Raw genomic sequence first — 25,070 nt, 5'->3', positions numbered from 1 at the left:
GCACGGTCATCCGGCTATTGCTGTGACAGCGAAAGCCCGTTAGCATCCCTACATCTCCGAGAAAGGGCTGCTGATGAGTAATAAAGGCGTTCGCTTATCCGAAAAGTGGTTTAACCGTGCCCTGTGGGCAGTGGCGATTATCTTTGCCTGGTTTTTAACCGGGCTGGGTAAAAGCATCATCGGTGACCTGCCGCGGGTCGAAACCGATTACACCATAGAACATTTTGTGAACCATGCCCGCATTGACCCCTTGCGCACAGAACTCAAGGCGCTGGCCAAACAGCGCCAGGCACTGGATGACCAGTTGGAGCAAGCCAGCCTGCAACTGACGACACGGCAAAGGGATTACCATGCCGCCCGCAATACCTTCGATAACTGGGTGGCCACACGCGATGTGACCAAACTGGTGGCGCAGGATGATGAACTGGTCAGTCGTACCCAAACCCTGGATACCCTCAAGGTACGGGAGCGCTCAGCTGAAAAAGCGGTAGAAACCCTGCAGCAGAAACAAACCGATGCTTCACAACGTGAAGTAGCATTGCGGCAGCAAGTGACTGTGCTCGAAGAGGCCGCCCGCAAACAGCTGGATACCGCATACCAGCAACAAGAGACGCGGGTGTTTTTATACCGCTTGCTACTGACCTTGCCTTTACTGGCGCTGGCCGCCTGGCTGTTTGCCAGGAAGCGCAAATCACAGTACTGGCCGTTTGTCTGGGGGTTTATTATCTTTGCCGTGATGGCATTTTTTGTCGAGCTGGTGCCTTACCTGCCCGACTATGGCGGCTATGTGCGCTACCTGGTGGGCATCGTGTTGACGGTTGTGGGCGGCAGGTACGCCATCATTGCATTACAGCACTATCTTGAGCAGCAGAAACTGGCAGAATCACAACCTGAATTTCAACGTCGGGAAGAGCTTAAATATGACACTGCACTGGAAAGATTAGGCAAAAATATTTGCCCCGGCTGTGAGCGTCCGGTGGATCTCAAAAACGAGCAAAATGACTTTTGCATGCATTGCGGTATTTGCCTGCACAATTATTGCGCTGGTTGCAACGCGAGAAAAAACGCGTTTGCCAAGTTCTGCCACAAGTGTGGCACTGTCGCCTGATAGCAGGCGACAGTGATAGGCATCGCGTTATTTAAGCTTGTTCAGCTGAGCCTGTAACTTCTCCAGGCTGGCGCTGAAATCAGCCAGGCGGGCTTTTTCCTGCTCGACCACCGCAGCCGGTGCACGGGCCACAAAACTTTCGTTACCCAGCTTGCCATTAGCCTTTGCAATTTCGCCTTCCAAGCGGGCGATTTCCTTGCCCAGGCGCTCTTTTTCGGCCGCAACATCAATTTCCACCTTGAGCATCAGCCTGAAATCGCCAGCCAGCATGACAGGAGCGTCCGCCTCCGGCAATTCGGCAACGATGTCCACATTTTCCAGCTTGGCCAGCGACTTGAGGTAAGGCGCAAACGCAGTCAGCTGCCCTGCGTCGCCTGCGGCAATCAGTGGCACTTTGGCGGCGGGCGAAATGCCCATCTCACCACGCAGGCTACGGCAGGCTTCAACCGCTGTTTTCAATGTGGCTACCCAGGCTTCAGCCTGGGCGTCGATACGCTCCAGGTCAGCCTTTGGATACGCCTGCAGCATAATACTTTCGGTGCCGCGTGACTTGTCTTTCAGTTCTGTCATCGGGGCAATGGTTTGCCAGATTTCTTCCGTGATAAACGGAATGATCGGGTGCGCCAGGCGCAAAATGGTTTCCAGCACGCGCAGCAAAGTACGGCGGGTCGCACGTTGCTCGGCTTCGTCACCATTTTGTAATTGCACTTTGGCGATTTCAAGGTACCAGTCGCAATACTGATCCCAGACAAACTCATAAATGGCTTTGGCAGCGAGGTCAAAACGGTAGTCGTTAAACGCCCGTTCCACTTCGGCCTCGGTGCGTTGCAGCAGGCTGACAATCCAGCGGTCTGCCTGGCTGAATTTGCGGCCGCCATCCTCGCAGCTCTCCGCGCCAAAGCCGTTGTCCTGGCCTTCCGTATTCATAAGTACAAAGCGCGTGGCATTCCACAGCTTGTTGCAGAAGTTGCGGTAACCTTCGCAGCGTTGCAGGTCGAATTTGATATCGCGTCCCGGTGAAGCCAGGCTGGCAAAGGTGAAGCGGAGTGCATCGGTACCGTACGCCGCAATACCTTCCGGGAATTCCTTGCGCGTGCGTTTCTCGATTTTTTCCGCGTCTTTGGGATTCATCAAGCCGGTGGTACGTTTCTTCACCAGTGATTCCAGGTCAATGCCGTCAATCAGGTCTATCGGGTCCAGCACGTTGCCTTTGGACTTTGACATTTTCTGGCCTTCGGCATCACGGATCAGGCCGTGTACATACACATGCTTGAACGGGATTTTACCGGTAATGTGCTTGGTCATCATGACCATGCGGGCGACCCAGAAAAAGATGATGTCGAAACCGGTCACCAACACAGAAGATGGTAAATATTGCTGCAAGGCCTGGTTCTGTGCATCAATTGCTTCGTCGCCCGTCCAGTCCAAGGTGGAGAACGGCCATAACGCAGAGGAATACCAGGTATCCAGCACGTCATTGTCACGGGTCAGCGCACCGGTATAGCCATCTTTGGCAGCCATTGCTTTCGCTTCTGCCTCGTCATGCGCGACATATACCTGGCCTTGCTCGCCATACCAGGCCGGAATCTGGTGGCCCCACCATAACTGGCGTGAAATACACCAGTCCTGGATATTGTTCAGCCACTGGTTATAGGTATTGACCCAGTTTTCCGGGTAAAACTTGATCTGGCCTTCAGCCACGACTTCCAGTGCTTGTTCGGTGATGCTCTTGCCATTTTCGCCCGGTTTGCTCATCGCCACAAACCACTGGTCGGTCAACATGGGTTCAATCACCACATTGGTACGGTCACCACGCGGTACTTTCAATTTGTGTTTTTCGACTTTTATCAGGAAACCGCCAGCTTCCAGGTCTGCAACCACTTGTTTACGCGCAGCAAACCGTTCCAAACCTGCCAAGTTTGTTGGTAATGCAATTGCTGCTTTGGTGCTGCCATCAGCCGCATAGACTTCGGCTGTTTCTGGTACAAAACCCTGCAGGTTCAGGATCACAATCTTGTCCAGATTCTGGCGCTGGCCGACCATATTGTCGTTAAAGTCATGTGCAGGCGTCACTTTCACCACGCCGGTGCCGAATTCCTTGTCCACATATTCGTCAGCAATCACCGGAATTTCGCGGTTGCACAAAGGCAAGGAAACATGCTTGCCAATCAGGTGTGCATAACGTTCATCTTCCGGGTGCACCATCACGGCCACGTCGCCCAGCATCGTTTCAGGACGTGTCGTTGCGACAGTCAGCTGGCCAGAGCCATCCGAGAGTGGATAGTTGATATGCCACATGGAACCGTCTTCTTCTTCCTGTACCACTTCCAGGTCAGACACGGCGGTGCCCAGTTTCACATCCCAGTTCACCAGGCGTTTGCCGCGGTAAATCAGGCCTTCGTTATACAGGCGGACAAAAGTCTCGGTCACAACCTTGTTCAGGCCGGTATCCATGGTGAAACGCTCACGGCTCCAGTCGGGCGAGGTGCCCAGGCGGCGCATCTGCTGGGTGATGGTGCCACCGGAGTATTCTTTCCACTCCCACACTTTTTCCAGGAATTTTTCGCGGCCTAAGTCATGACGGCTGATGCCTTGTGCATCCAGCTGGCGCTCCACCACAATCTGTGTGGCAATCCCCGCGTGGTCGGTGCCCGGTTGCCACAAGGTATTGTCACCGCGCATGCGGTGATAGCGGGTCAGTGCATCCATAATGGTCTGGTTGAAACCGTGGCCCATATGCAGGGTGCCGGTGACATTGGGTGGCGGCAGTAAAATACAGAAGTTGTCTTTGACTCCGGGGTTCAGGCCGGCGGCATAAAACCCTTTGCCTTCCCAGAAGGCATACCAGTGGTTTTCTATGGTTTTCGGGTCAAACGATTTGGCGAGTTCACGCGCTGTATGGGAATGTGGGGTAGAAGTAGTCATGCGCGTGATTTTACCATACGCCGGTCTGTGCTTTGACGGGGCCACTGGCTTTATCTCAATGACATGCAGTGTTCGTATCTGCATCCGGCAGAAGTGTTAATATGCCAGGCAGTGCTGGAAAGATGAATTAAATCGAAATCAATTTTGCATGCATGGAATGCAGGGGAGGTCGGATGGATATCATATGGGTTTGGTGTGGCCTCGGCCTGGTTTTGTTGTGCCTGGAAATGGTGTCCGGCACTTCGTACCTGCTATGGCCGGGCATGGCGGCGTTAGCAATGGCGCTGCTGGCATGGTTGTTGCCGGCTTTCAGTCATGCCGCACAAATCGTCATGTATGCTATTTGCTGTGTATTGGCCGTCGCCCTCTGGCGCAAACGTGAAAAAGTGAGGCCCGCGCCGCGCGTAGGGCAGGCACAAGGGGAAGAAATCGGCCGCCAGGGGACAATCATTGTAGCCGTCAGCCCGGCACAACCGGGGCGTATCCGGTTCAGCCAGGGCGTGATGGGCAGTAAAGAATGGTCCGCAGTGGCAGATGTCGAGATTGCAGCAGGCCAGGCGGCCCGCATCATCGCCGTGGAAGGAAACAGTGTGCGCGTGGCGCCGCTTTAAACAGGCTGGAAAGCTAAAGATCACAGTAGAGAAGGAGTTGTTATGGAAATCAGCATCATTTTATTGATACTGGCGATTATCGCCATTGTCAAAGGCGTACGTATCGTGCCCCAAGGCGAGGAGTGGGTGGTGGAGCGCCTGGGCAAGTTTGCCGGTATTCTGGTGCCTGGCCTGCATGTGATTAACCCGGTGCTGAGCTCGGTCAGTTATAAGGTGACCACCAAGGATATTATCCTGGATATTCCCGAGCAGGAAGTCATTACCCGGGACAACGCGGTGATCTTGGCGAATGCGGTGGCCTTTATCAAGGTCTCCAATATCGAGCGTGCGGTGTATGGCATCGAAAACTTCCGGGAGGCGATGCGCAATATGGTGCAGACCAATTTGCGCTCGATTATTGGCGGAATGGACTTGAATCATGCACTGACTTCGCGTGATCGCATCAAGGCCGAATTGAAAGAGGCGATTGCCGATGAAGCCCTGGACTGGGGCCTGACCGTGAAAAGTGTGGAAATCCAGGACATCAAACCTTCGGACAATATGCAACATGCGATGGAGCAACAGGCCAGTGCCGAGCGCGAGCGTGTGGCCGTAGTTACGCGGGCCGAAGGCGAGAAACAGTCGCTGATCCTGAACGCCGAAGCACGCCTGGAAGCCGCCCGTAAAGATGCGGAAGCACAAATGGTGGCGGCAAAGGCCTCGGCAGAAGCGATTAAAATGATTGCCGAAGCAGTGAAGGAAAACAATACTTCAGCCACTTTCCTGCTGGGCGACCGCTATATCCAGTCACTGCAAAAAATGAGCAGTTCAAACAACAGCAAAATTGTGGTGCTGCCGGGTGATGTGGTCAGCGCGGTCAAAAACCTGGTGGGTGGCGGCAAATAACCATTCGTAGTATGCCTGGCGGGAACTGGTCTGTTCCCGTCATTCTCTACCCTTTTCTCCTCGCTGTATTTTGTTTCTGCGATGATTTTTCTGGCCATGCTGGCCAGGCAATCGCGATAAAATAACGTTTTCTGTTGGATGTTCCCAGGTGATTAAAGCGGCAATTTTTGATATGGACGGTCTGCTGATCGATTCCGAACGCGTGATTATGCAGGGCTGCATTCAAGCGGCCGCCAGTATCGGTATTACCTATACCCAGGCCGAATATGTGGAGCTGGTCGGGCGCATCTGGGCGGATTCCACTCGCCTGATGACGCAGCAACTGGGCAGTGAAGAAAATTTCCAGCAGGTGATGCAGGGGCTGAATGCCTATCTGGACGCCTGCAACCATGTCTTCCCGCTGAAATCTGGCGCGCAGGCGCTGCTACAGTTTTACCAGGCGCAAGGCATTATATGCAGTGTGGCTTCTTCATCGCCAATGCCGCATATCACCCACAGGCTGACGCATACCGGTGTGCTGGATTATTTCAGCCATGTTACCAGCGGGCAGGAAGTCACGCGCGGTAAACCGCATCCGGATATTTACCTGCTGGCCTTGCAGAAGCTGGGATTGCCGGCAGATGAGTGTATTGCCTTTGAAGACAGTGAGTTGGGCGCGCAGGCGGCGATTGCCGCAGGCCTGCGCGTGGTGGTGGTACCGGATTTGCGCCAGCCTAGCGAGCTGGTACGCGGTCATGCCCACCAGGTGGTGGAGAGTTTGCAACACTGGCTGGATCACCACGAAGCCCTGGCGGGCTGTGCTATTCAAGCGGAGTGAGCAGCCAGACTTTTTCCTGCGCCGGGTATTGCCTTTTTAAACCAGTGGGCAAATTATTCTCCGCCAGCAGGGTAATCCTGTAGTTCCCGCCGTACAGGGCTGTTAATTCGCTGGCATTTACGTTGAAGGGCGGCCCCTGAACCAGCGATTGGTCATAATGAAAGCTGATCAATAATTGCGGAGCGGTGGCGGTGATTTTGGCCAGATGCCGGCTGTAACGATTGCGTATCTCTGGCGGCAGGGCAATCAGTGCCGCACGGTCATAAATGGCATCTACCTTGCCTAAGGTCGCCTGGTCCAGGGCGAATAAATCCCCTTGAAAGATATCAATATTGGCCGCCTGGTAATGCCGCAGCTCCCCGGCCTGAATGATGTCAGGCACCAGGCCTAACTCTGCAAACAGGGCATCAACAGCCAACTGGCTTAACTCTGCGCCCACAACCTGGAAGTTTTGTGCAAGCAGCCAATGGATATCCAGTGTTTTGCCACAGAGCGGGATGAATACACGTTGCCCGGCGGTAAGTGACAGGGTTGCGAAATAATCAAGTAGCAGTGGATTCACCTCGCTTAAGTGAAAACCAATCTGCTGGGTTTGCCAGCGGTTGTGCCAGAAGTCATGTTGCATGCTGGGTCGCTAATCGTGGGCCAGAATAATGAAGCAGTGCAAGAAAAACACCAAGAAAGACTGGGCGTGTGTGTACGCGGTTGCCGCTATGAACGGGGTTTTAACGAGCCGCGTTTGAGCAGCGGATCGTCATAAGCAATACAGCGGCCAATGCCCAGGAAGCTGGGGCGCATTCCCAGCGGGCAACTGTTGCTGCGTTCAAATTGCTCTACTTTGATGTTGGCCGCCGCCGCTTTTTGGGCGTCCTTGAATTCCCAGTATCCGTTGGCGTGCAGTACGACCTCATCACCCTCTGGCGTTTTGGCTTGAATATCATCGGCCTCTTCCCTGGCGGCATGCGCGGACGAAACCAGCAGGCCAAGTAATATCAGTGCATATAAACGGGGCATGTTTGATCCTTGCAATACCAGTACCGACAGATTAAGTGAACGCAACAAAAAAGCCAAGGAAACAATATTCCCTGGCGCTGGTTTTAAATTAGCTGGCCATGCCGTTGTGTCGTAATAGTGCGTCCATACTCGGTTCACGCCCCCTGAAAGCGACAAAAGATTCCATCGCCGGGCGGGCGCCGCCCTGGGCCAGCACTTCATCCTTGAAGCGGCTGCCAGCCACTTCGGACAAGACACCCAGTTCTTCGAACAGGCTATACGCGTCAGCCGATAACACTTCGGCCCATTTGTAGCTGTAATAGCCTGCGGCATAGCCCCCGGCAAAGATATGGCTGAAACTGTTGGGGAAGCGGTTCCATGCTGGTGGACGTAATACTGCCACTTCATCGCGCACCTGCTCCAGCACATCCAGCGCGGTTTGCCTGCCTGCCGGGTCAAAACTGCTATGCAGGCGCATATCGAACAATGAAAACTCGATCTGGCGCACGGTCTGCATACCGGCCTGGAAGTTTTTGGCCGCGACCATTTTATCGAACAGTGCACGTGGCAATTGTTCGCCCGTGTCTACGTGCGCCGTCATATGGCGCAATACGTCCCATTCCCAGCAGAAGTTTTCCATAAACTGGCTGGGCAGTTCGACCGCATCCCACTCCACGCCCTTGATGCCGGATACGCTGTATTCCTCGACCTGGGTCAGCATATGGTGCAAACCGTGACCAAACTCATGGAACAGTGTGATGACTTCGTCGTGCGTGAAGAGCGCTGGTTTGTCGCCAAGCGGGGCGGAGAAATTGCAGGTCAGGTAGGCCACCGGCAGTTCAATGCCGTTCGCAGTCTTGCGGCGCGTAATGCATTCATCCATCCAGGCACCGCCGCGTTTGCCATTGCGGGCATACAAGTCCAGGTAGAAATAGGCAACCGGCTGTTGTTGCTTGTTGCTGATTTCATAAAAACTCGCGTCCTTGTGCCAGGTTGGCGCATCCACTTTGCGTACCTGCACGCCGAAAATGGTTTCCACCACTTTGAACAGGCCAGCCAGCACCTTGTTTTCCGGGAAATACTGTTTCACTTCCTGGTCGGAAAACGCATATTTTTCCTGGCGCAGTTTTTCGCTGACATAGGCGACATCCCAGGCTTGCATATCACTGAACCCCAGTTTGGCTGCATAGGCTTTCAGCTCCGCCATATCCTTCTCGGCGTAAGGTTTGGCGCGTTTGGCCAGGGTGTCCAGGAACTCAATCACCTGCTTGGGCGACTCGGCCATTTTGGTCGCCAGTGATAATTCTGCGTAGTTATTGAAACCCAGTAATTGCGCTTCTTCCTGTTTCAGCTTGAGCAGGTCGGCAATCAACTGGGTGTTGTCCCACTTGGGTTTTCCGTCTTCACCGGGCTTGCTGAATTCTGAGGCGCGGGTGGCATAGGCGCGGTAAATCGTTTCACGCAGGGCGCGGTTGTCGCAATACTGCATGACCGGCATATAAGACGGGAAATGCAGGGTGAACAGGTAGCCGGTTTGGCCATCGGCTTTAGCGGCTTCGGCCGCTGCCTGCAAGGCATCTTCCGGCAGGCCGGTGAGTTCGGCCGCATCTGCCACCATATGCTTGAAATCATTGGTGCTATCCAGGATATTTTCTTCAAACTTGCTGCCCAGCCTGGATAGCTGCTCGGCAATTTCCTTGAAGCGGGCTTTTTCTGCTGGCGGCAATTCGGCACCCCCCAGCTTGAAACCACGCACTTCGTTTTCTATGATCTTTTTCTGTGCCGGGCTTAAGGAAGCGTATTCCGAACTGGCCTGGATGGCCTTGTATTTATTGTACAAACGCTCATCCTGTGACAAGTCGCTATAAAAATCGGTCAGTTTCGCCAGATTGTCGTTATAGGCTTCACGCAGTTCCGGCGTATTCACTACCGCGTTCATATGGCCAACCGGTCCCCAGCTGCGGGACAGTTTTTCCGAGAAATCTTCCATCGGCTGCACAAAATTCTGCCAGCTCGGCACTGTACTGGCGGTGGCCAGTTGTTCGGCCAGCGTACGGCCTTCTGCCAACAGGCTGTCTACAGCGGGTGAGATGTGCTCTGGCTTGATTTCATTAAACCTGGGCAGGCCGGTAAAACTGCATAATGGATTGGTGCTCACGACAATGTCCTTTAATAGGGTGCTTATTCGGTGTGATGGCGATTATTCGCCAAATGGTCACGCCTGGATAATTGTATATATTGATGATGGTGATGAGTTTTGTTAAATCAAGGGCCTGCTGCCGTAGCAGGCGTTGATTTAAGCCAGCTCGCCATTGAACTTTTTGACCAGCGGTTCGATTTTTTCCAGGTCTGTCAGCGACAGGATTTTTTTTGCCTGTTTTACCAGCAGGCTTTCTTCACATTGCAGGATCTGGGATTTCACGCTCAGGATCTGGGATGGATGCATGGAGAGCTGGCGCATGCCCAGGCCCACCAGCAGGCGCGTTAGCCTGGTATCCCCCGCCATTTCACCGCAGACGGAGACTGGTTTGCCATGTTTTTCCGCGCCCTGTATCGTGAGCTGGATCAGCCGCAATACTGCCGGATGCAAGGGATTGTACAAGTGTGCGACCGCATCATCCGCCCGGTCAATCGCCAGCGTGTATTGAATCAGGTCATTGGTGCCTATCGACAGGAAGTCCAGCTCCTGTGCAAATGCTTCGGCGTTGATGGCCGCTGCCGGAATTTCAACCATGCCGCCCAGCATGATCTGGTCATCAAACGGAATATTCTCCAGCCGTAATGAGTCTTTGGCTCGCTGCAAAAGCAGTTTGGACTGACGCAGCTCAGACAATGACGACAGCATGGGAATCAGAATCTTGACGTTGCCGTAATGCGAGGCGCGCAGCAGGGCGCGGAACTGGGTGTGGAAAATATGTGGTTCGGCCAGGCAATAACGCACGGCACGCAACCCCAGTGCCGGGTTGGTGGCGGTGACAATTTCATCCGGGTTCAGCTGTTTGTCGGCACCGATATCCAGGGTACGTATGGTGACCGGGTAACCTTTCATGGCTTCGGCCACATGCCGGTAGGCTTCAAACTGTTCCTGCTCGCCCGGCATTTCCTTGCGGTTCATAAACAGGAATTCAGTCCGGTACAGGCCCACACCTACTGCACCGGCCGCCTTGGCGCTGACCACGTCTTCCGGTACTTCAATATTCGCCAGCAGGTCTATGCTGATGCCATCGACGGTGACCGCCTTGGTGGTCTTGATGCGTTGCAGTTTCTGCTGGGCCAGTTGCCACTGGTTCTGCTTGAGCTGGTACTCGGACAGCACTTCAGGGCCGGGATTTACGATGACCACGCCCTGCGTGCCATCGACAATCATCAGCTCGCCGTCATTGATGAGGTCGCGCGCGCGTTGCAGGGCGACAATCGAAGGCACATTCAGGCTACGCGCCAGGATGGCAGTGTGTGAAGTGATGCCGCCGACATCGGTAATAAACGCGGCAAACTGGTGGTGCTTGAACTGGATGGCATCGGCCGGTGAAATATCATGCGCCACCAGGATCATGGCGCGCTCTTGCCTGACCTGCTGTTTTTTCTCGCCAGGGCCCCGTTGGTGGTGGCCCAGCAATACCTTGATGACGCGCTCGACGACTTGCACCACATCGTGCTTGCGCTCCCGCAAATAGGCGTCTTCAATCGCTTCAAACTGGGCAACAATATCATCCATTTGCTGTTTGAGTGCCCATTCGGCATTGCATTGCTCGTTCTGGATGATGGCCTTGGGTGCTTCGGACAGGGTTTTATCACTGAGCATTGCCAGATGCGTGTTAATAAAGGCACTCAGTTCCGCCGGGGCATTGGCTGGCAGCTGGTCTTTCAGTTGTGCCAGGTCTTGCTTGACCAGGGTGATGGCACGGTCAAAACGCGCGATTTCTGCCGGGATAGCCTTGCTATCAATTTTAAAATGCACGACTTCCAGCAAGGCATGGGAAATCAGGTGGGCATGGCCAATGGCAATGCCACTGGACACACCGACGCCATGCACACTGAAACTGGCCAATTACTCGCCCTCGCCGAAATAGTTATTCACCAGTGCCTGTAACGCGGCAATGGCCTGGTCTTCATCCGCCCCATTGGCTTCGATGTCAATGATGCTGCCTTTGGCCGCCGCCAGCATCATGACGCCCATAATGCTCTTGGCATTGACGCGGCGCCCGTTTTTTTCCACCCAGACATCGCTCCTGAACTGGCTGGCAGTCTGGGTCAGTTTGGTAGAGGCACGCGCGTGCAAGCCGAGTTTGTTGATAATTTCGAGGGAGATTTTGGCCATAGGAATAAAGTTATTGTTGTGCGTGGTGACAAGTCGTTTTGGTAAAGTGGACGACGCCTTCGCGGCCGCCGCTTAAAGCTTTATCAATGCAGGCATGCAGGCCTTCGTGGCGGTAGTTGAGCACCCGCACCAGCATGGGCAGGTTGACACCGGCAACACCTTCGATTTCATCCGGGGCTAGCAGGCGGGTCACGATATTGCATGGTGTGGCACCGTAAATATCCGACAGCACCAGCACGCCTTGCCCGCTATCCAGATGTTCTACCAGCGCCTGTGCTTTCGGCAGCATCAGTGAAGGATCGTCACTGTTGGATATTTCCAGGTAATCCAGTTGGCCCGGGCGGTTGCCCATGACATGCGTCGCACAGTCAATCAGGCTTTGGCCCAGGCTGCCATGCGCAATAATCAAAACACCAATCATAATTCTACTTTCAGAGTCCGTTATTCTCAGGGGCTGTTTTCAGGGCGCGGCAGGAGCATCCTGCAGTTCACGATGCCTCAGCATGACCTGATGCTGCTGTTTAAAATATGCCCCCAATTGTTCCACCAGGTAGACGGAACGATGTTGCCCCCCTGTGCAGCCGATGGCGACTGTGACATAACTGCGATGATCGTGATAAAAGCTGGGTAGCCATTTTTCTATATAGTGCTGAATGTCACGCTGCATTTCAAGCACCATGGGTTCATTTTGCAGGAATTGCTGTATCTCCACCTGCTTGCCATTATAAGGGCGCAGGATGGGATCGTAGTGCGGATTGGGCAGGCTGCGCACATCGAACACAAAGTCGGCATCCAGCGGCAGGCCGTGTTTAAAGCCAAACGAGATAAATGACAGCACCAGGTTATGTGGGCGCACTTCCTGGTAGCTTTGTTCAATCTGCCACATCCAGTCACGGGTATGGTTGCGCAGCGCGTTAGAGGACAGGTTGCTGGTATCGACATGGTGGCCCAGGTCACTCAGGCCGGAGAGCAGGTCACGCTCGTGCTTGATGCTTTCGGCCAGCGCCTGGTGCGGCGTGCTGAGCGGGTGTTTGCGCCGGGTTTCCGAAAAGCGTTTCACCAGTGTTTCCAGGCTGGCATCCAGGTACAGCAACTGCACGTGGATGCCCTGCGCTTTCAGCGTCTGTAGGATATCGGGCAGGGATTCAATGGCAATGCTGCGGCTATCTATGCTGACGGCCACTTTGGCAGCATCGCGGTCCGCCACATGGTTCTGGATGTGCGGCAGCAAGGTGGCCGGCAGGTTATCAATGCAATAGTAGCCACTGTCCTCAAACACGCGCAGTGCGATGGTTTTACCCGAGCCGGACAACCCTGTCACAATCACCAGTTGCATTAGCTTAATTTGCTTTCTCTCAGCATGATCTGCTTTTGTCGCTTGGTCAGCTGCTTGGTGGCATTGACGCCGCGCAGCAATAACATATGGTTGCGTACGGCGGCTTCGACCAGCACGGCAATGTTGCGGCCGGCGGCGATCGGGATAATCACTTTGCTGACTTCCACGTCCAGCACGCGTTCAGTCTGACGGTTGGCACTCAGCCGGTCAAGATCCTGCGGTTTCATTTCATTGGCCAGTTCCAGCTGTATCATCATATCCAGCGGCTTGGTTGGTTTGACCGCATTATCGCCATAGAGTGCGCGAATATTCAGTATGCCCAACCCGCGTACTTCCAGGAAGTCCTGTAGCAACTCCGGACAGCGGCCTTCTATGCGTTCGGGGGAGGTGCGATAGAAATCGACGATATCATCGGCGACCAGCCTGTGTCCGCGTGAAATCAGTTCCAGCGCCAGCTCGCTTTTACCGATGGCGGCGCTGCCGGTGATCAGCACGCCAAACCCTTGCACCTCCATAAACACGCCGTGCAGGCTGGTGGTTTCTGCGGTCGCTACCGCCAGGTAGTGGCTCAGCAGCTCCATTAGTTGCGGGCTGATCATGGGCGTAGTGAACAATGGGGTCTCGTTTTGCTGGGCGGCTTCCAGCATGGCGGGTGGGACTTTTTCGCCGTTTGCCACCACGACCATGGCCAGGTCGGTGGAAAATAAACTGCTGACCGCCTGTTGCAGCGCCAGGATGCTCATGCTCCTGAGGTAATCCATTTCGGCACAACCCAGCACCTGCACGCGGTTGGGATGCACAAAATTCAAATGCCCGACCAATGCCAGGGAAGGTTTGGTCACGGTGCCGGAATTAAGGATTTTTTTGCCGCCGGATTCGCCTGCCACCCATTTCAATTTGAGTTTTCCGCGAATCTGCTTGTACAAATCGGCCACTGAAATTTGTGCCATGAAGGTCCTGAGCCAGTTGCAACAAAGAGTCGGCTGTTATTCTACAACTGAATAAGCGGGTGCGGGGTGAAAACAGGTAAAAGCGGGAAGGGGATCAGGTTGAATTCTCTACCCGGGCGGGTAGAGAATGTGAAGCCAAGGTCAGGCGCTAAGCTGATGTTTTACTGCGCCGCCGGATTTATGGTGGTCGCCCTGTTTTTCCTTGTGTTTCACGATTTGACGGTCAAGTTTGTCAGTAAGCATGTCGATGGCGCTATACATGTTTTCGTCGGTGCAGGTCGCGTGCAGGTCGTTCCCTGGAACATGTAGCGTGGCTTCAACCTTTTGGGCCAGCTTTTCAACAGACATGGTGACTTTGACATCAATCACATGGTCGAAGTGATTGCTAATGCGCGAAAACTTGGATAAGACATAGTCGCGCAATGCCGGAGTGATTTCTAAATGATGTCCTGTAAGTTGTAAATTCATGACAAACTCCTTTTTCAGAAAAAGTCCCATCCTGTACGCAATTGCCTTATCAATTGGGTGGATAGGACAAGTCCAGTTTACTCTTTTGCAAAACAGATGCAACCGGGAAGTGGACGGCGTTCTTGATCCTGATCAGTAAATTGCATGCTTTTCCCAGCCCGGGAAACATTGGCATTCTGCCAGTCATGCGGCGGCTAGCGCGCTTTCCTCAAGGTGAGGTTGATGCGCTGCTGGCCAGTCAGCGGATGGATTGCAGGTTTGACTTGGGCAACACCGTGATAAAAGCGACGGCTGTGACCACCCCACACGACGACATCCCCATGATGCAGTGGTATTTTCTGTGTTTTGTCACTGCGTTTGCTGCCGCCAAACAGGAATGTGGCTGGAATGCCTAGGGAAACCGACACGATAGGCTGTGAAGTGTCTTTCTCGTCTTTGTCCTGGTGTAATCCCATTTTATTGCCCGCCTGGTAAATATTCATCAGGCAACTGTCAGGCACAAAACCGGCATAGCCGGCTTTCAATGCTGCGGCTGACGCCAGGTGCAATATGACCGGCGGTATGGGTGGCCATGCCTGCTGTGTCGCCGGGTTCACGGCGCTGTACCCATACCCATTCGCACTGCTGACCCAGCCCCAGTCACCCATGCTGCTGGTTGTCACTGACATTAAATAGCCCATTGGCGTCTGCATTTGTTGTGGTGGATAGATGCGTAAATGCTGTGCTACACATGACCAGAGTTCGTCCATCACCGGCAGGGCAAAGCCGGGTAGCCAGCAAGCACCGTCTGCGAGAGGCACATAGTCGGGTGGTTGTTCGGAAAATAAGTCCATCACGATAGAAAATTACCAGGAAAATATTCCTTGGAGGCGTGGGTTATTTACAAGCCTTGATTCTGGATGGACAGTGCTTTGCGCCGCAAGTTTTTCTGCACCGGCATGGCATAGTACATGCCAGAAAGTCCGCTTGTTCGATCAGGCAGCATGGCGGGTGCGCCCCATCTATATCGGCAGAGTCGCACGAGGTCAACGACGGCTCATCAGCATAATTGCCTACTGCCTGATTCCCTGCACCCGCTGCTGTATTGTAGAGCAATCTGGCGCGCTGTAAATGAAGGCCGGCAGAAAGCGATGGCGTATAATAGCAGCATGTCCTTATCCGTTCGTCAGATGTTGGCCCATCAGGGCTATGCCTTTCCAAAACTGCTCGCTTTCCGTATCCAGATGGTGCTGTCCTACCAGATGATGATGGTGGCCATCGGCTGGCATATTTATGAATTAACGCACGACCCGCTGTCGCTCGGCCTGATCGGCCTGGCGGAAGTCATTCCTTATATGAGCAGTGCCCTGTTTCTCGGTCATGCGGTGGATCACTACTTTTCACGGCGCGGGTTTGCAACATTGGCCGGCCTATTTCTGGCCCTGAATGCCAGCATGATGGTTGTGATCACGCAATACCAGCCTGCCAATACCGCCATGTGGATTTACGGCACGGTCGCCCTGACCGGTTTTGCCCGTGCATTGATCTCACCCAGTTATAACACCCTGTTTGCCCTGATTATTCCGCGCGCCTCGGTAGCCAAGGCGGCCGGTTTCGGCAGCTCGCTATTCCAGGCCGGCCTGATTATCGGGCCAGCCATCGGTGGTTTGCTGGTCGGTTTTGCCAATAAATATGTGGCGTATGAAATTTCTGCCGTGCTGGCCCTGGGAGCCGCCATCGCGGCACTGATGCTACGCGTGAAGGAACACCGCAGCCATGCGCCCATGCACGTGTTTGCCAGCATAGGCGAAGGCCTGCGTTTTGTATTGCGCACGCAGGTGGTGCTGGGTGCTCAGTTGCTGGATATGTTTGCCGTGCTGTTTGGCGGGGCGGTCGCGCTGTTGCCGGCGTTTGTGCATGACGTATACCACATGGGGCCGGAAGGCCTGGGCGTGTTACGCGCTGCACCGGCCATCGGTGCCATCGTGACCGGCATTTTCCTGGCAAGACACCCGATTCACCAGCATAGCGGCCGCTGGCTGCTGCTGGCAGTGGGCGGCTTCGGCCTGTGCATGATTGCTTTCGGCCTGTGCCGTTCGTACTGGCTGGCTATCGCGATCCTGGCGGTTTCCGGCATGATGGACGGTGTGTCGGTGATATTGCGGCAAACCATTCTGCAACTGGCGACGCCTGACAATATGCGCGGACGTGTCTCCGCCATTAATGGTATTTTCATCGGTTCATCCAATGAGCTGGGGGCGTTTGAATCCGGCCTGGCTGCCAGGCTGATGGGCCTGGTGCCTTCCGTGATTTTTGGCGGCCTGATGACGATGACCGTGGTCGGCGTGACGGCTGTCAAGGCACCCAAACTGCGCGAGTTGCATCTGTCGCAGTTACATTAGCGCTCCTCTCCTGCCATGCGCGATCTGGACCAGTTGTTTCAAGCCCTGCAACGTTCCAGGTTCCGCGCCAGTTTCCATCTTAACCACAAAGACAGTCTTTACCTGCAGCAGAGAGGCCTGGCAATCATCCTTGAGCATGCGGAAGCATTTATTGCCGGCCGTCTGGCGCCGGCCGTGATTGCCAACGATGGCCAGCAGACCCCCATGCGCGGGCATCCGGTGTTTGTGGCGCAGCATGCCACAGCGACCTGTTGCCGCGGTTGCCTGTTTAAATGGCATCGTATCCCGGCGGGCAGGGCGCTCACGCTGGAAGAGCAGGCGTATGTTGTGGTGGTGCTGGAGCGCTGGCTAAGGCAGCGCGTGCAGGATTAACCGGCAATAAAAACGGGAGAAGTCGTCCAGACCTTCTCCCGCCAGAGGAACCCCTGCTATGGATTACTTCTGCTGGCTTACGTCCGTCGCGTCCGCCGTCTTCCAGCCGCCGCCCAGGGCGCGGTAGAGATTCACCACGGCAGAAACCTGTTGCTGCTTGGTTTCAATCAGCTCCATTTTGGCATCCAGTGCGTCACGCTGGGTCAGCAACACTTCCATATAGTCGGCACGCGCCGCCTTGAACAGCTGGTTGGCGACATCAATCGATTGTGTCAGTGACTCCACCTGGGTGTTCTTCAACTGGTAATTCTTGTCCAGGTTGTCGATATTGGAGACCTGGTTGGCCACTTCCATATAGGCATTGATGATTTTCTGCTCATACTCATACGCCGCTTCGATTTGCGTTGCGCTGGCACTTTTGTATTGTGCTTCAATCGCATTACGGTTCACCAGCGGGGCGACCAGGTCGCCACCCAGCGAGGCCATGATGGATTCCGGCATCGAGAGCAGGTATTTGGGATCAAATGCCTGGAAACCTAGGCCGGCATGAATGGAGAATGACGGATAGAAGTTGGCTTTGGCCACATCGATATTGAGCTTGGCGGCAGACAACTCCAGTTCGGCCCGGCGGATATCGGGCCGGTTGGCCAGTAACTCGGAAGGCAGGCCGGCCTGCATGGCTTTGGGCTGCATTGTCATAAAGTGGGCGGATGAACGCTCAATCGGCTGGGAGGTTCTACCCAGCAGGTAATTGATGCGGTTTTCCGTCTCGACAATCTGCTGTTTCAACACGAACTGGCGGCTCTGGTTCTTTTTCACCTCGGCGTCAAACCGCTTCACGGCCAGCGAGTTGGCGCGGGCATACTGCTGCAACTCTTTCACCACGCCGAGGGCGTTCTGCTGGATATTGATGTTTTCATTCAGTGTTGCCAGCTCATTGTCCAGCGCGACCAGTTCATAGTAGGAGTTGGCCACTTCCGCCACCAGGTTGGTCACCAGGAAGTTCTTGCCTTCAATGCTGGCCATGTACTCCATCACCGCGACCTTGGTCGCGTTGCGCAGTTTTTTCCACACGTCCAGCTCCCAGGAGGCCACCAGGCCAAACTGGTAGTTGCCCACAAATTTTGGGAAGGATTTGCCTTCCTTGACATCCAGCGCTTCTTCCACGGCGCCGTTACGGGTGTATTCGCCGACTTTCTCCTTGTCGGCGCTGGCACCGATGCCGACAAACGGCATGTATTCCCCTTTACGGGCCTGGATTTCATTCTGGGCTACGCTGATGCGTTGCGCCATCATGTTGACTTCCTTGTTATTGGCCACCGCGATATCAATCAGCGCGGTCAGGTGCTGGTCTGCAAAGAAGTCTTTCCAGTTGATATCTGCGCTATTGCCGGCAGGTTCGGTATTTTCCTGGCTACCCTGGAAATGCGCAGGCAAGGTGGTGTCGGCCTGTTTGGTGCTGATGAACGGAATCGCGCAGGATTGCAATAGCATTGCGGTACTGCCGGCCATCAGCCAGGCCGTGGTTTTACGTAAGTTAAAGTTATGCGTCATCATCATCTTCCAGGCCATTGCTATAGTGATAAATTTCAGTCAGAGGATCCTGTTCCTCGTTTCTGATCAGGGCTTTACCGTCTGTCATTTTTGCGAACAGGTAGTAGAGGCCGGGGATCAGCAACACGCCGAACACGGTACCGAATAACATGCCACCGAACGCCGAGGTACCAATGGTGCGGTTACCGACGGCGCCGGCGCCGGTTGCCATGACCAGCGGAATCAGACCGGCCAGGAATGCGAACGAGGTCATCAGGATAGGCCTGAACCGTGCCCTGGCGCCTTCAATCGCCGCATCACGGATAGACATACCCTGATTGTGTTTCTGCACCGCAAACTCCACAATCAGCACCGCGTTCTTGCCCAGCAGGCCGACCAGCATGACCAGGCCGACCTGGGCGTAAATATCATTCGCCAGGCCCAGTGATTTCAGCAGGAAGAACGTACCGAACACGCCGGCAGGCAATGACAGGATCACCGCCAGTGGCAACACAAAACTTTCGTATTGCGCCGCGAGCACCATGTAAACGAAGATCAGCACCACGGCGAAAATCACCACGGCTTCGTTACCACGTTGCGCTTCGTCGAACGACAGGCCTTCCCAGCCGATGTCATAGCCGTGTGGCAGGGTGGTCTTGGCCACTTCTTTCACCGCCTTGATGGCATCATCACTGGTGTAGCCAGGAGCCGGCATGGCACGGATGGTGGCTGAGTTATACAGGTTGTAACGCGTAATCTCGTTCGGGCCCTGCATTTTCTTCAGTTTCATGAAGGCGGAGTAAGGCACCATTTCACCTTCTTCGTTTTTCACGTAGTAATTCAGGATATCGCTGGGATAACGCCTGAATTCAGGGCTGGCCTGCGTATAGACCTTGAAGAAGTTGTTGAAACGGATAAAGCCCTGCTCGTAAGTACTACCGATCAGGATATTCAGGTTATCCATGGCTTTACCAATGGAGACGCCTTTCTGCATGGCGGCCTTGTTGTCGATCTCCAGTTCATATTGCGGGTAGTTGGCCGCATAGAAGGTGAACAGGCCGGTCAGCTCCTTGCGTTTGCCCAGGGCTGCCATGAACTCCTGGTTGATTTTGTCAAAGGCATGGTAGTCAGTGCCATTGGTTTTATCCAGCAGGCGCAGGGCCAGGCCGGAGGCCGCACCGTAACCCGGTACCGCAGGCGGTTCAAAGTACTCGATCACCGCACCGAAGTCCTTGGTTTTTTCTTCCAGCTCTCCGATGATCTGGTGTACGGATTGATGACGCTTGGACCAGTCTTTCAGGTTGATCAGGCAGGTACCGGCATTCGAGCCGCGGCCTTCGGTCAGGATTTCATAACCGGCCAGGGCAGAAACGGATTCAACGCCTTCCACTTTTTCGGCTTCTTTTTGCAGCCGGCGGGCCACCTGGTTGGTGGTTTCCAGCGTAGAGCCTGGCGGTGTCTGGATAATGGCGTAAATCTGCCCCTGGTCTTCACCGGGAATAAAGCCGGCCGGCAGGGTTTTGTTGACCACAAATACGCCGAAGGCAAAAGCGGCCAGCGCTAGGACTGAAATCGTACGCACGGTAACAATTTTGCCCAGTAACCTGGTGTAATACCCGGTCAGGCGGTCAAACCAGCGGTTGAATTTATCCAGCAACCAGCTGATAGGGGTTCTGCGTTTAGGCTGGCCGTGCTGGTTTTTCAGCAGGATGGCGCACAATACCGGTGTCAGTGACAGCGCTACAACGCCGGAAATCACAATGGACGACGCCATGGTGATGGAGAACTGGCGGTAAAACACACCGACAGGGCCGGTCATGAACGCCACCGGCACAAACACCGCCGTCATCACCAGCGTGATAGCGACAATCGCCCCGCCAATTTCGCCCAGCACTTTCCTGGTGGCGCGATAGGGGGTGATGTGTTCATCTTCTTCAAACTTGGCGTGTACCGCTTCCACCACCACAATCGCGTTATCGACCACGATACCAATCGCCAGTACCAGCGCGAACAGCGTGATCAGGTTGATGGTGACGCCAAATATTTGCATGCAGAAAAACGCACCGACCAGCGAGACCGGCACCGCCAGGATAGGGATCAGGGTAGAGCGCCAGTCACCGAGGAACACATACACCACCAGTGCAACCAGCACAAACGCTTCAAACAGCGTATGCAATACTTTTTCGATGGAAGCATCCAGGAACTTGGACACGTCATAGTCGATTTCGTATTCCATGCCGGCAGGGAAGTTAGGCTTGAGTTCTTCCATTTTCTTTTTAACGTTCTCAATCACCTCACTGGCGTTACTGCCGTAGTTCTGCTTGAGCACGATCGCGGAAGACGGGAAGCCGTCCTTGTTGGAGTAAATATCAAAGAACTCACTGCCCAGTTCAATCTTGGCCAGGTCTTTCAGTTTCAGCACTTCGCCTTCGGCATCGGCACGGATAATGATGTCACCATATTCTTCAGGCTTGTTGTAACGGCCCTTGTACACCAGCACATACTCTTTTGATTGCGCGGCAATACCCGAACTTTGGCCCAGGCGGCCAGGGCGGCCGATAATGCTCTGCTCGCTGATCGCTTTCATGACGTCTTCAACCGACACCTTGTAAGCGCGCATGCGGTCCGGATTCAGCCAGACACGCATCGCATACTGGCGGCTACCCAGGATCTTGGCGCTGGCAATACCGTTGACGCGCTGGATTTCAGGAATGACGTTGACGTTGGCGTAGTTGTACAAAAACTTCTCGTCTGCGTCCTTATCCTTGCTGAACAGGTTGATGTACATCAGCATGCTGGGCTGCACACGCTCGACCACCACGCCTTCCAGTTGTACCAATTCCGGCAAGCGGCTCATGACCTGGTCAATCCTGGTCTTGACGTTAATCATCGCCTGGTTGGGGTCTATACCCAGCGCAAAAATGATCTGGATGGTGGCTTCACCGGCACTGGTGGCATCAGACACGATGTATTTCATGCCAGGCACACCGTTGATGGCGCGTTCAATGGTAATCAGCGAGGATTGCACCAGCACGTCCGCACTGGCGCCCGGATAGGCCAGCGTCACAATGACGCGTGGTGGTGCAATATCCGGAAACTGCGAAGTCGGCAGCGAGCGGATGGAAAGAAAGCCTAGAAAGACGATCAATAGCGATAGCACTATCGCCATGACCGGTCGTTTAATAAAAATACTTAACATGTTGGATTCGCTTTCTGGACTATTCTGCGTACAGGTCTAAGTGGGAAAACACCTGTGCCGGTGCCTGGTAGTTCACCGCAATGGTTTGCCCGTTCTGCACCCTGCGCAGGCCTTCGATCAGGATACGGTCATCGTCTTTCAGGCCGGACTTGACGATAAAGACGTGCGGTTGCTCGGCTGCTACCGTAATCAGGCGTTGTTCCAGCTTGTTGGCTTTGGTGACCACGTAGACATAGGTTTTGTCCAGCACTTCAAACGTGGCTTTCTGCGGAATCAGCATGGCATTCGGATAAGGCACGCTCATCAGGATGTTGCCGGTTTCGCCATGGCGCAGCACTTTGTCAGGGTTGTTGAAGCCAGCCCGGAACTCAATGTTGCCGGTTTTGTTGTCAAAGTCACCTTCTATGGTTTCTATGATGCCGGCCTGGTCAAATACCTGCCCATTGGCCATGCGCAGTTTCACCGGGACGCCTTTTTCATTTTTCTGATGCATCTTGAAGTCCAGGTACTCGGCTTCCGGCACATTGAAGTACACCCACATCCTGCTGGTGTCCGACAGGGTGGTCAGCAGGTCACCTTCGTCCATCAGGCTGCCTTTACGCACGGCCAGATGGTCCATGATGCCGGTGAACGGCGCCTTGATGTCGGTAAAGCTCAAATGGGTCTGGGCCAGCCTGACTTCGGCATTGGCCTTGTCCAGCTTGGCTTTGGCCAGGGCCAGTTCATTCTGCGACACGATGTTTTTTTCAGCCAGCGAACGGGTGTTCTCGAATTCAATCTGCACGGTTTTGGCTTCCGCTTCCGCTTTCAGCAGGTCAACCTGGTAGACATTCGGCATGATCTTGAACATGGGTTGTCCCTGCTTCACCAGTTGGCCTTCGTCGACAAAGATATTCTGCAGGTAGCCCCGCTCCAGGGCGCGCAGTTCAATATGCTGGATGGCGTGAATCTGGCAGACATATTCATTGGTAATACTGGTGTCCTTGCGCAAGGGCGAAGTGACTTCCAGCTTGGGCGGCGCTTCCTTGGGGGCTTCTTCGTGGTGGCAGGCACTGAGCAGGCTGCCAAGCAGGCCCAGTGCAATTAAATGTTTTTTGAATGTGAATGTTGTGTGATCCATAGTTGTGCTCATAGAGTATGCTCATCGCGGGATTGAAAAAATGAAACGTTGCCGGACGGTGTACAACACGCATGCACGTAGCAGGGACGGCTGTTGGTAGCGACGACAGGTTACATGCGTATGCAAACCTGTCAGCAGACTGAGTCAGCTTTGCGGGCAGGGGTTAACAACTGGGTAAAACTGCCGTGTGGGCTGGAATGGCAGAATGCTGGCGATACGACGGGCATCGCCTTAACGACATGCCTGTGGCTTACACCGGCAGGCTGGGAGGGGGTGCCCGTGAGGGCAGGTGGTAGATAAGTACCGGGCGTAACGCGGTTAGATGGCGGCGTGGAAGCACCACCAGGGCGAATGTAATGGCACAAACAATGGCGTAACTGACAGGGAGCGCAATGGGCTCGGGGGAGGCAGAAGATGGAGACTCAGCATCCTCGGATGAAGATTCGCTGACTTTGATGAACCTGACCGGCGCGGCATTATCGAAATAACTGACCTTGTCAAAGAATTGTGCAACAAATGCAACACTGAGCACGAACAGCAATACCGTGGCGATCCACAGTCTGGGCTTTAGTGCGACAGTATTCAAATAGTTATACATTCAGTCGAGGCAGCAGGATTTCTTTTAATACTTAGCGGCCAATCCCTCGCAGGGAGGCGGCTCATCGGAAATGGCTTTTTAGTCAGGGTTGCATTAAACCCTGTTCCAAAGCAAATGGCAATACGTAATCTGACGTAGATCTTACAAAATGGCCGTTTGTAAGCTGGTTGTCAGCTTGGGTGTCGTGGTGCACCAGGGGAGTGCGTTTAAAAGCCCAAGTGTGGTCGTAAATAACTCAGCACTACGGGCAAGGCGATGGCACTGATCACGCCATTGAGGCCCATCGCCATGCTGGCATAAATGCCGGCCTCCTCGTTGACACTGAAGGCACGCGTAATGCCAAGGCCGTGTGCACCCACGCCAATCGCGGTGCCGCGTATCCACCATTGCTGTACCTTGATGGTGTTCAGGATATAAGGGGCGAGGATCGCGCCCAGCATGCCGGTAATGACGGTAAACACGGCGGTCAGGGTGGGGGACACATTCAGTCGCTCGGCAATGCCCATGGCAATTGGCGTGGTGACCGATTTGGTATACATGCTGCCCACTATGTTATCGGAGGCGCCCATCAGTTTGGCGATGGCTACCGCGCTGACAATAGACACCGTGCTGCCGGCGGTCAGGGCGACCCAGATATGCAGGATTTTGCCCTGCATGCGCTTAAACCCGGTGTAGATGGGCACTGCCAGCGCCACCGTGGCCGTACCCAGCAAAAAGTGTACAAACTGCGCGCCTTCAAAATACTTTTCATAAGGCATGTCCAGCACATCAATCGTGATACAGGTCAGGATGACCGAAATGGCAACCGGGTTCACCAGCGGATGCCGGTTGGCGCGCACATATAACAGGTAACCCAGCTGGTAGGTGGCCAGTGTGATAATCAGGGCGAACAGCGGGTCACCGGACAGGTAGACCCAGATGTCGGAAATCGGTAAGCGCTTACTCATGACGCTGCTCTCTCTGCATGGCGGTGCCTTTATTGCGCTTGAGTGAAAAATACCAGAACACTTTCAACACAATCGCGGTCACGGCAATGGTCAGCACCACGCTGACCAGCAGGGCTGTTCCCACGGCCAGTGCATGCGTCTGCAATTCTGGCAGGAACAACAGCACGCCGACGGAGGCCGGTACGAACAGCAGCCCCAGGTGCTGGCGGAAACCATCTGCCACTGCTGCGAGGTCTGTATCGACCTGGCCTTTAAAAGCCAGAAATCCTAGTAACAGTAACAGGCCCAGCACCGGCCCCGGGATGCCGGGCAGGATGAACTTGCTGAGCAGTTCGCCCAGGCCTTGCCATAAAAAGAGTTGAACCAGTCCTGAAATCATGCACGTTCCTGTGTGACGTAGTCATCAATTGTGCGTGCCATCTTAATGGCATTTTTTTGAATCGCCTACCTGTTTTTCCATGGATAGTTTTCCGGGGTTGCTGAACGCAGGGCCCGATAGGCGTTGTGAT

The 25,070-nt window shown here is 54.4% G+C and carries 23 protein-coding genes; 6 read left to right on the top strand and 17 right to left on the bottom strand.

Annotation, left to right across the window (positions count from 1 at the left end; translation table 11 throughout):
* The first annotated feature begins 73 nt into the window (after positions 1–73).
* Complete coding sequence (locus tag BLP53_RS10435) at positions 74–1,108, top strand: zinc ribbon domain-containing protein (protein ID WP_091472114.1); 1,035 nt, start codon at positions 74–76, stop codon at positions 1,106–1,108.
* A gap of 27 nt (positions 1,109–1,135) precedes the next feature.
* On the opposite strand, the gene BLP53_RS10430 is transcribed toward BLP53_RS10435, so the two are convergent.
* Positions 1,136–4,033, bottom strand: a complete 2,898-nt coding sequence (locus BLP53_RS10430) for a valine--tRNA ligase (protein WP_091472113.1) — start codon at positions 4,031–4,033, stop codon at positions 1,136–1,138.
* 173 nt (positions 4,034–4,206) lie between these two features.
* Here BLP53_RS10430 and BLP53_RS10425 point away from each other — a divergent pair, with 173 nt between their 5' ends.
* The 3 genes from BLP53_RS10425 to BLP53_RS10415 all read left to right on the top strand — a co-directional run bounded on the left by BLP53_RS10425 (position 4,207) and on the right by BLP53_RS10415 (position 6,346).
* Entirely contained in the window at positions 4,207–4,644 is a 438-nt protein-coding gene (locus BLP53_RS10425; protein ID WP_091472112.1) for an NfeD family protein, read from the top strand.
* A 42-nt stretch (positions 4,645–4,686) separates the two neighbouring features.
* The gene (locus BLP53_RS10420) at positions 4,687–5,529 is read left to right on the top strand and encodes an SPFH domain-containing protein (protein ID WP_091472111.1); all 843 of its coding nucleotides are present in this window, start codon (positions 4,687–4,689) and stop codon (positions 5,527–5,529) included.
* Positions 5,530–5,677: 148 nt separating this feature from the next.
* A complete protein-coding gene (locus tag BLP53_RS10415; RefSeq protein WP_091472110.1) occupies positions 5,678–6,346 on the top strand; it encodes an HAD family hydrolase in 669 nt (222 codons plus the stop codon).
* Here BLP53_RS10415 and tmpT read toward each other — a convergent pair.
* From tmpT to alkB, 10 genes are all read right to left on the bottom strand, one after another.
* On the bottom strand, positions 6,330–6,971 hold the full coding sequence (tmpT, locus tag BLP53_RS10410) for a thiopurine S-methyltransferase (protein ID WP_091472109.1): 642 nt from the start codon (positions 6,969–6,971) through the stop codon (positions 6,330–6,332). The two genes, BLP53_RS10415 and tmpT, sit on opposite strands and share 17 nt — an antisense overlap.
* A gap of 86 nt (positions 6,972–7,057) precedes the next feature.
* Positions 7,058–7,360, bottom strand: a complete 303-nt coding sequence (locus BLP53_RS10405) for a hypothetical protein (protein ID WP_091472108.1) — start codon at positions 7,358–7,360, stop codon at positions 7,058–7,060.
* Positions 7,361–7,448: 88 nt separating this feature from the next.
* A complete protein-coding gene (locus BLP53_RS10400) occupies positions 7,449–9,497 on the bottom strand; it encodes a M3 family metallopeptidase (RefSeq protein ID WP_091472107.1) in 2,049 nt (682 codons plus the stop codon).
* A gap of 138 nt (positions 9,498–9,635) precedes the next feature.
* Entirely contained in the window at positions 9,636–11,387 is a 1,752-nt protein-coding gene (gene ptsP, locus BLP53_RS10395; RefSeq protein WP_091472106.1) for a phosphoenolpyruvate--protein phosphotransferase, read from the bottom strand.
* A complete protein-coding gene (locus BLP53_RS10390) occupies positions 11,388–11,657 on the bottom strand; it encodes an HPr family phosphocarrier protein (RefSeq protein ID WP_091472105.1) in 270 nt (89 codons plus the stop codon). It lies immediately after the preceding gene.
* A gap of 10 nt (positions 11,658–11,667) precedes the next feature.
* The gene (locus BLP53_RS10385; RefSeq protein WP_091472104.1) at positions 11,668–12,078 is read right to left on the bottom strand and encodes a PTS sugar transporter subunit IIA; all 411 of its coding nucleotides are present in this window, start codon (positions 12,076–12,078) and stop codon (positions 11,668–11,670) included.
* Between the two features lie 39 nt (positions 12,079–12,117).
* Entirely contained in the window at positions 12,118–12,993 is an 876-nt protein-coding gene (gene rapZ, locus BLP53_RS10380) for an RNase adapter RapZ (RefSeq protein ID WP_091472103.1), read from the bottom strand.
* Positions 12,993–13,943, bottom strand: a complete 951-nt coding sequence (gene hprK / locus BLP53_RS10375) for an HPr(Ser) kinase/phosphatase (RefSeq protein WP_091472102.1) — start codon at positions 13,941–13,943, stop codon at positions 12,993–12,995. The genes rapZ and hprK overlap by 1 nt, the downstream gene beginning before the upstream one ends.
* A gap of 141 nt (positions 13,944–14,084) precedes the next feature.
* On the bottom strand, positions 14,085–14,411 hold the full coding sequence (gene hpf, locus BLP53_RS10370) for a ribosome hibernation-promoting factor, HPF/YfiA family (protein ID WP_091472361.1): 327 nt from the start codon (positions 14,409–14,411) through the stop codon (positions 14,085–14,087).
* 194 nt (positions 14,412–14,605) lie between these two features.
* On the bottom strand, positions 14,606–15,244 hold the full coding sequence (gene alkB / locus BLP53_RS10365) for a DNA oxidative demethylase AlkB (RefSeq protein ID WP_091472101.1): 639 nt from the start codon (positions 15,242–15,244) through the stop codon (positions 14,606–14,608).
* Between the two features lie 315 nt (positions 15,245–15,559).
* Here alkB and BLP53_RS10360 point away from each other — a divergent pair, with 315 nt between their 5' ends.
* Both BLP53_RS10360 and BLP53_RS10355 read left to right on the top strand, forming a co-directional pair.
* The gene (locus BLP53_RS10360; protein WP_091472360.1) at positions 15,560–16,792 is read left to right on the top strand and encodes an MFS transporter; all 1,233 of its coding nucleotides are present in this window, start codon (positions 15,560–15,562) and stop codon (positions 16,790–16,792) included.
* 15 nt (positions 16,793–16,807) lie between these two features.
* Positions 16,808–17,164 (top strand): DUF4186 domain-containing protein, encoded by a 357-nt coding sequence (locus BLP53_RS10355; RefSeq protein WP_091472100.1) that lies wholly within the window; start codon positions 16,808–16,810, stop codon positions 17,162–17,164.
* 63 nt (positions 17,165–17,227) lie between these two features.
* Here the strand turns inward: BLP53_RS10355 and BLP53_RS10350 are convergent, their stop codons facing one another.
* The 6 genes from BLP53_RS10350 to BLP53_RS10325 form a co-directional block, all read right to left on the bottom strand.
* A complete protein-coding gene (locus BLP53_RS10350; RefSeq protein ID WP_091472099.1) occupies positions 17,228–18,718 on the bottom strand; it encodes a TolC family protein in 1,491 nt (496 codons plus the stop codon).
* Positions 18,708–21,896 carry an efflux RND transporter permease subunit gene (locus tag BLP53_RS10345; RefSeq protein WP_091472098.1) on the bottom strand — a complete coding sequence of 1,063 codons (3,189 nt, stop codon included), beginning with the start codon at positions 21,894–21,896 and terminating at the stop codon, positions 18,708–18,710. Before BLP53_RS10345 ends, BLP53_RS10350 begins: the two co-directional genes overlap by 11 nt.
* A gap of 19 nt (positions 21,897–21,915) precedes the next feature.
* On the bottom strand, positions 21,916–23,016 hold the full coding sequence (locus BLP53_RS10340) for an efflux RND transporter periplasmic adaptor subunit (protein ID WP_091472097.1): 1,101 nt from the start codon (positions 23,014–23,016) through the stop codon (positions 21,916–21,918).
* A gap of 250 nt (positions 23,017–23,266) precedes the next feature.
* Positions 23,267–23,602, bottom strand: a complete 336-nt coding sequence (locus BLP53_RS10335; protein ID WP_245652796.1) for a hypothetical protein — start codon at positions 23,600–23,602, stop codon at positions 23,267–23,269.
* A gap of 218 nt (positions 23,603–23,820) precedes the next feature.
* Positions 23,821–24,561, bottom strand: coding sequence for an LrgB family protein (locus BLP53_RS10330; RefSeq protein WP_091472095.1), 741 nt, complete (start codon positions 24,559–24,561; stop codon positions 23,821–23,823).
* Entirely contained in the window at positions 24,554–24,940 is a 387-nt protein-coding gene (locus BLP53_RS10325) for a CidA/LrgA family protein (protein ID WP_091472094.1), read from the bottom strand. The genes BLP53_RS10330 and BLP53_RS10325 overlap by 8 nt, the downstream gene beginning before the upstream one ends.
* Positions 24,941–25,070 lie beyond the last annotated feature (130 nt).

Origin of the sequence: Methylophilus rhizosphaerae (assembly GCF_900100975.1) — a bacterium.
Classification (GTDB): domain Bacteria; phylum Pseudomonadota; class Gammaproteobacteria; order Burkholderiales; family Methylophilaceae; genus Methylophilus; species Methylophilus rhizosphaerae.
The sequence above is the reverse complement of the archived record's forward strand: the minus strand, read 5'-3'. Positions and strand labels throughout refer to the sequence as shown.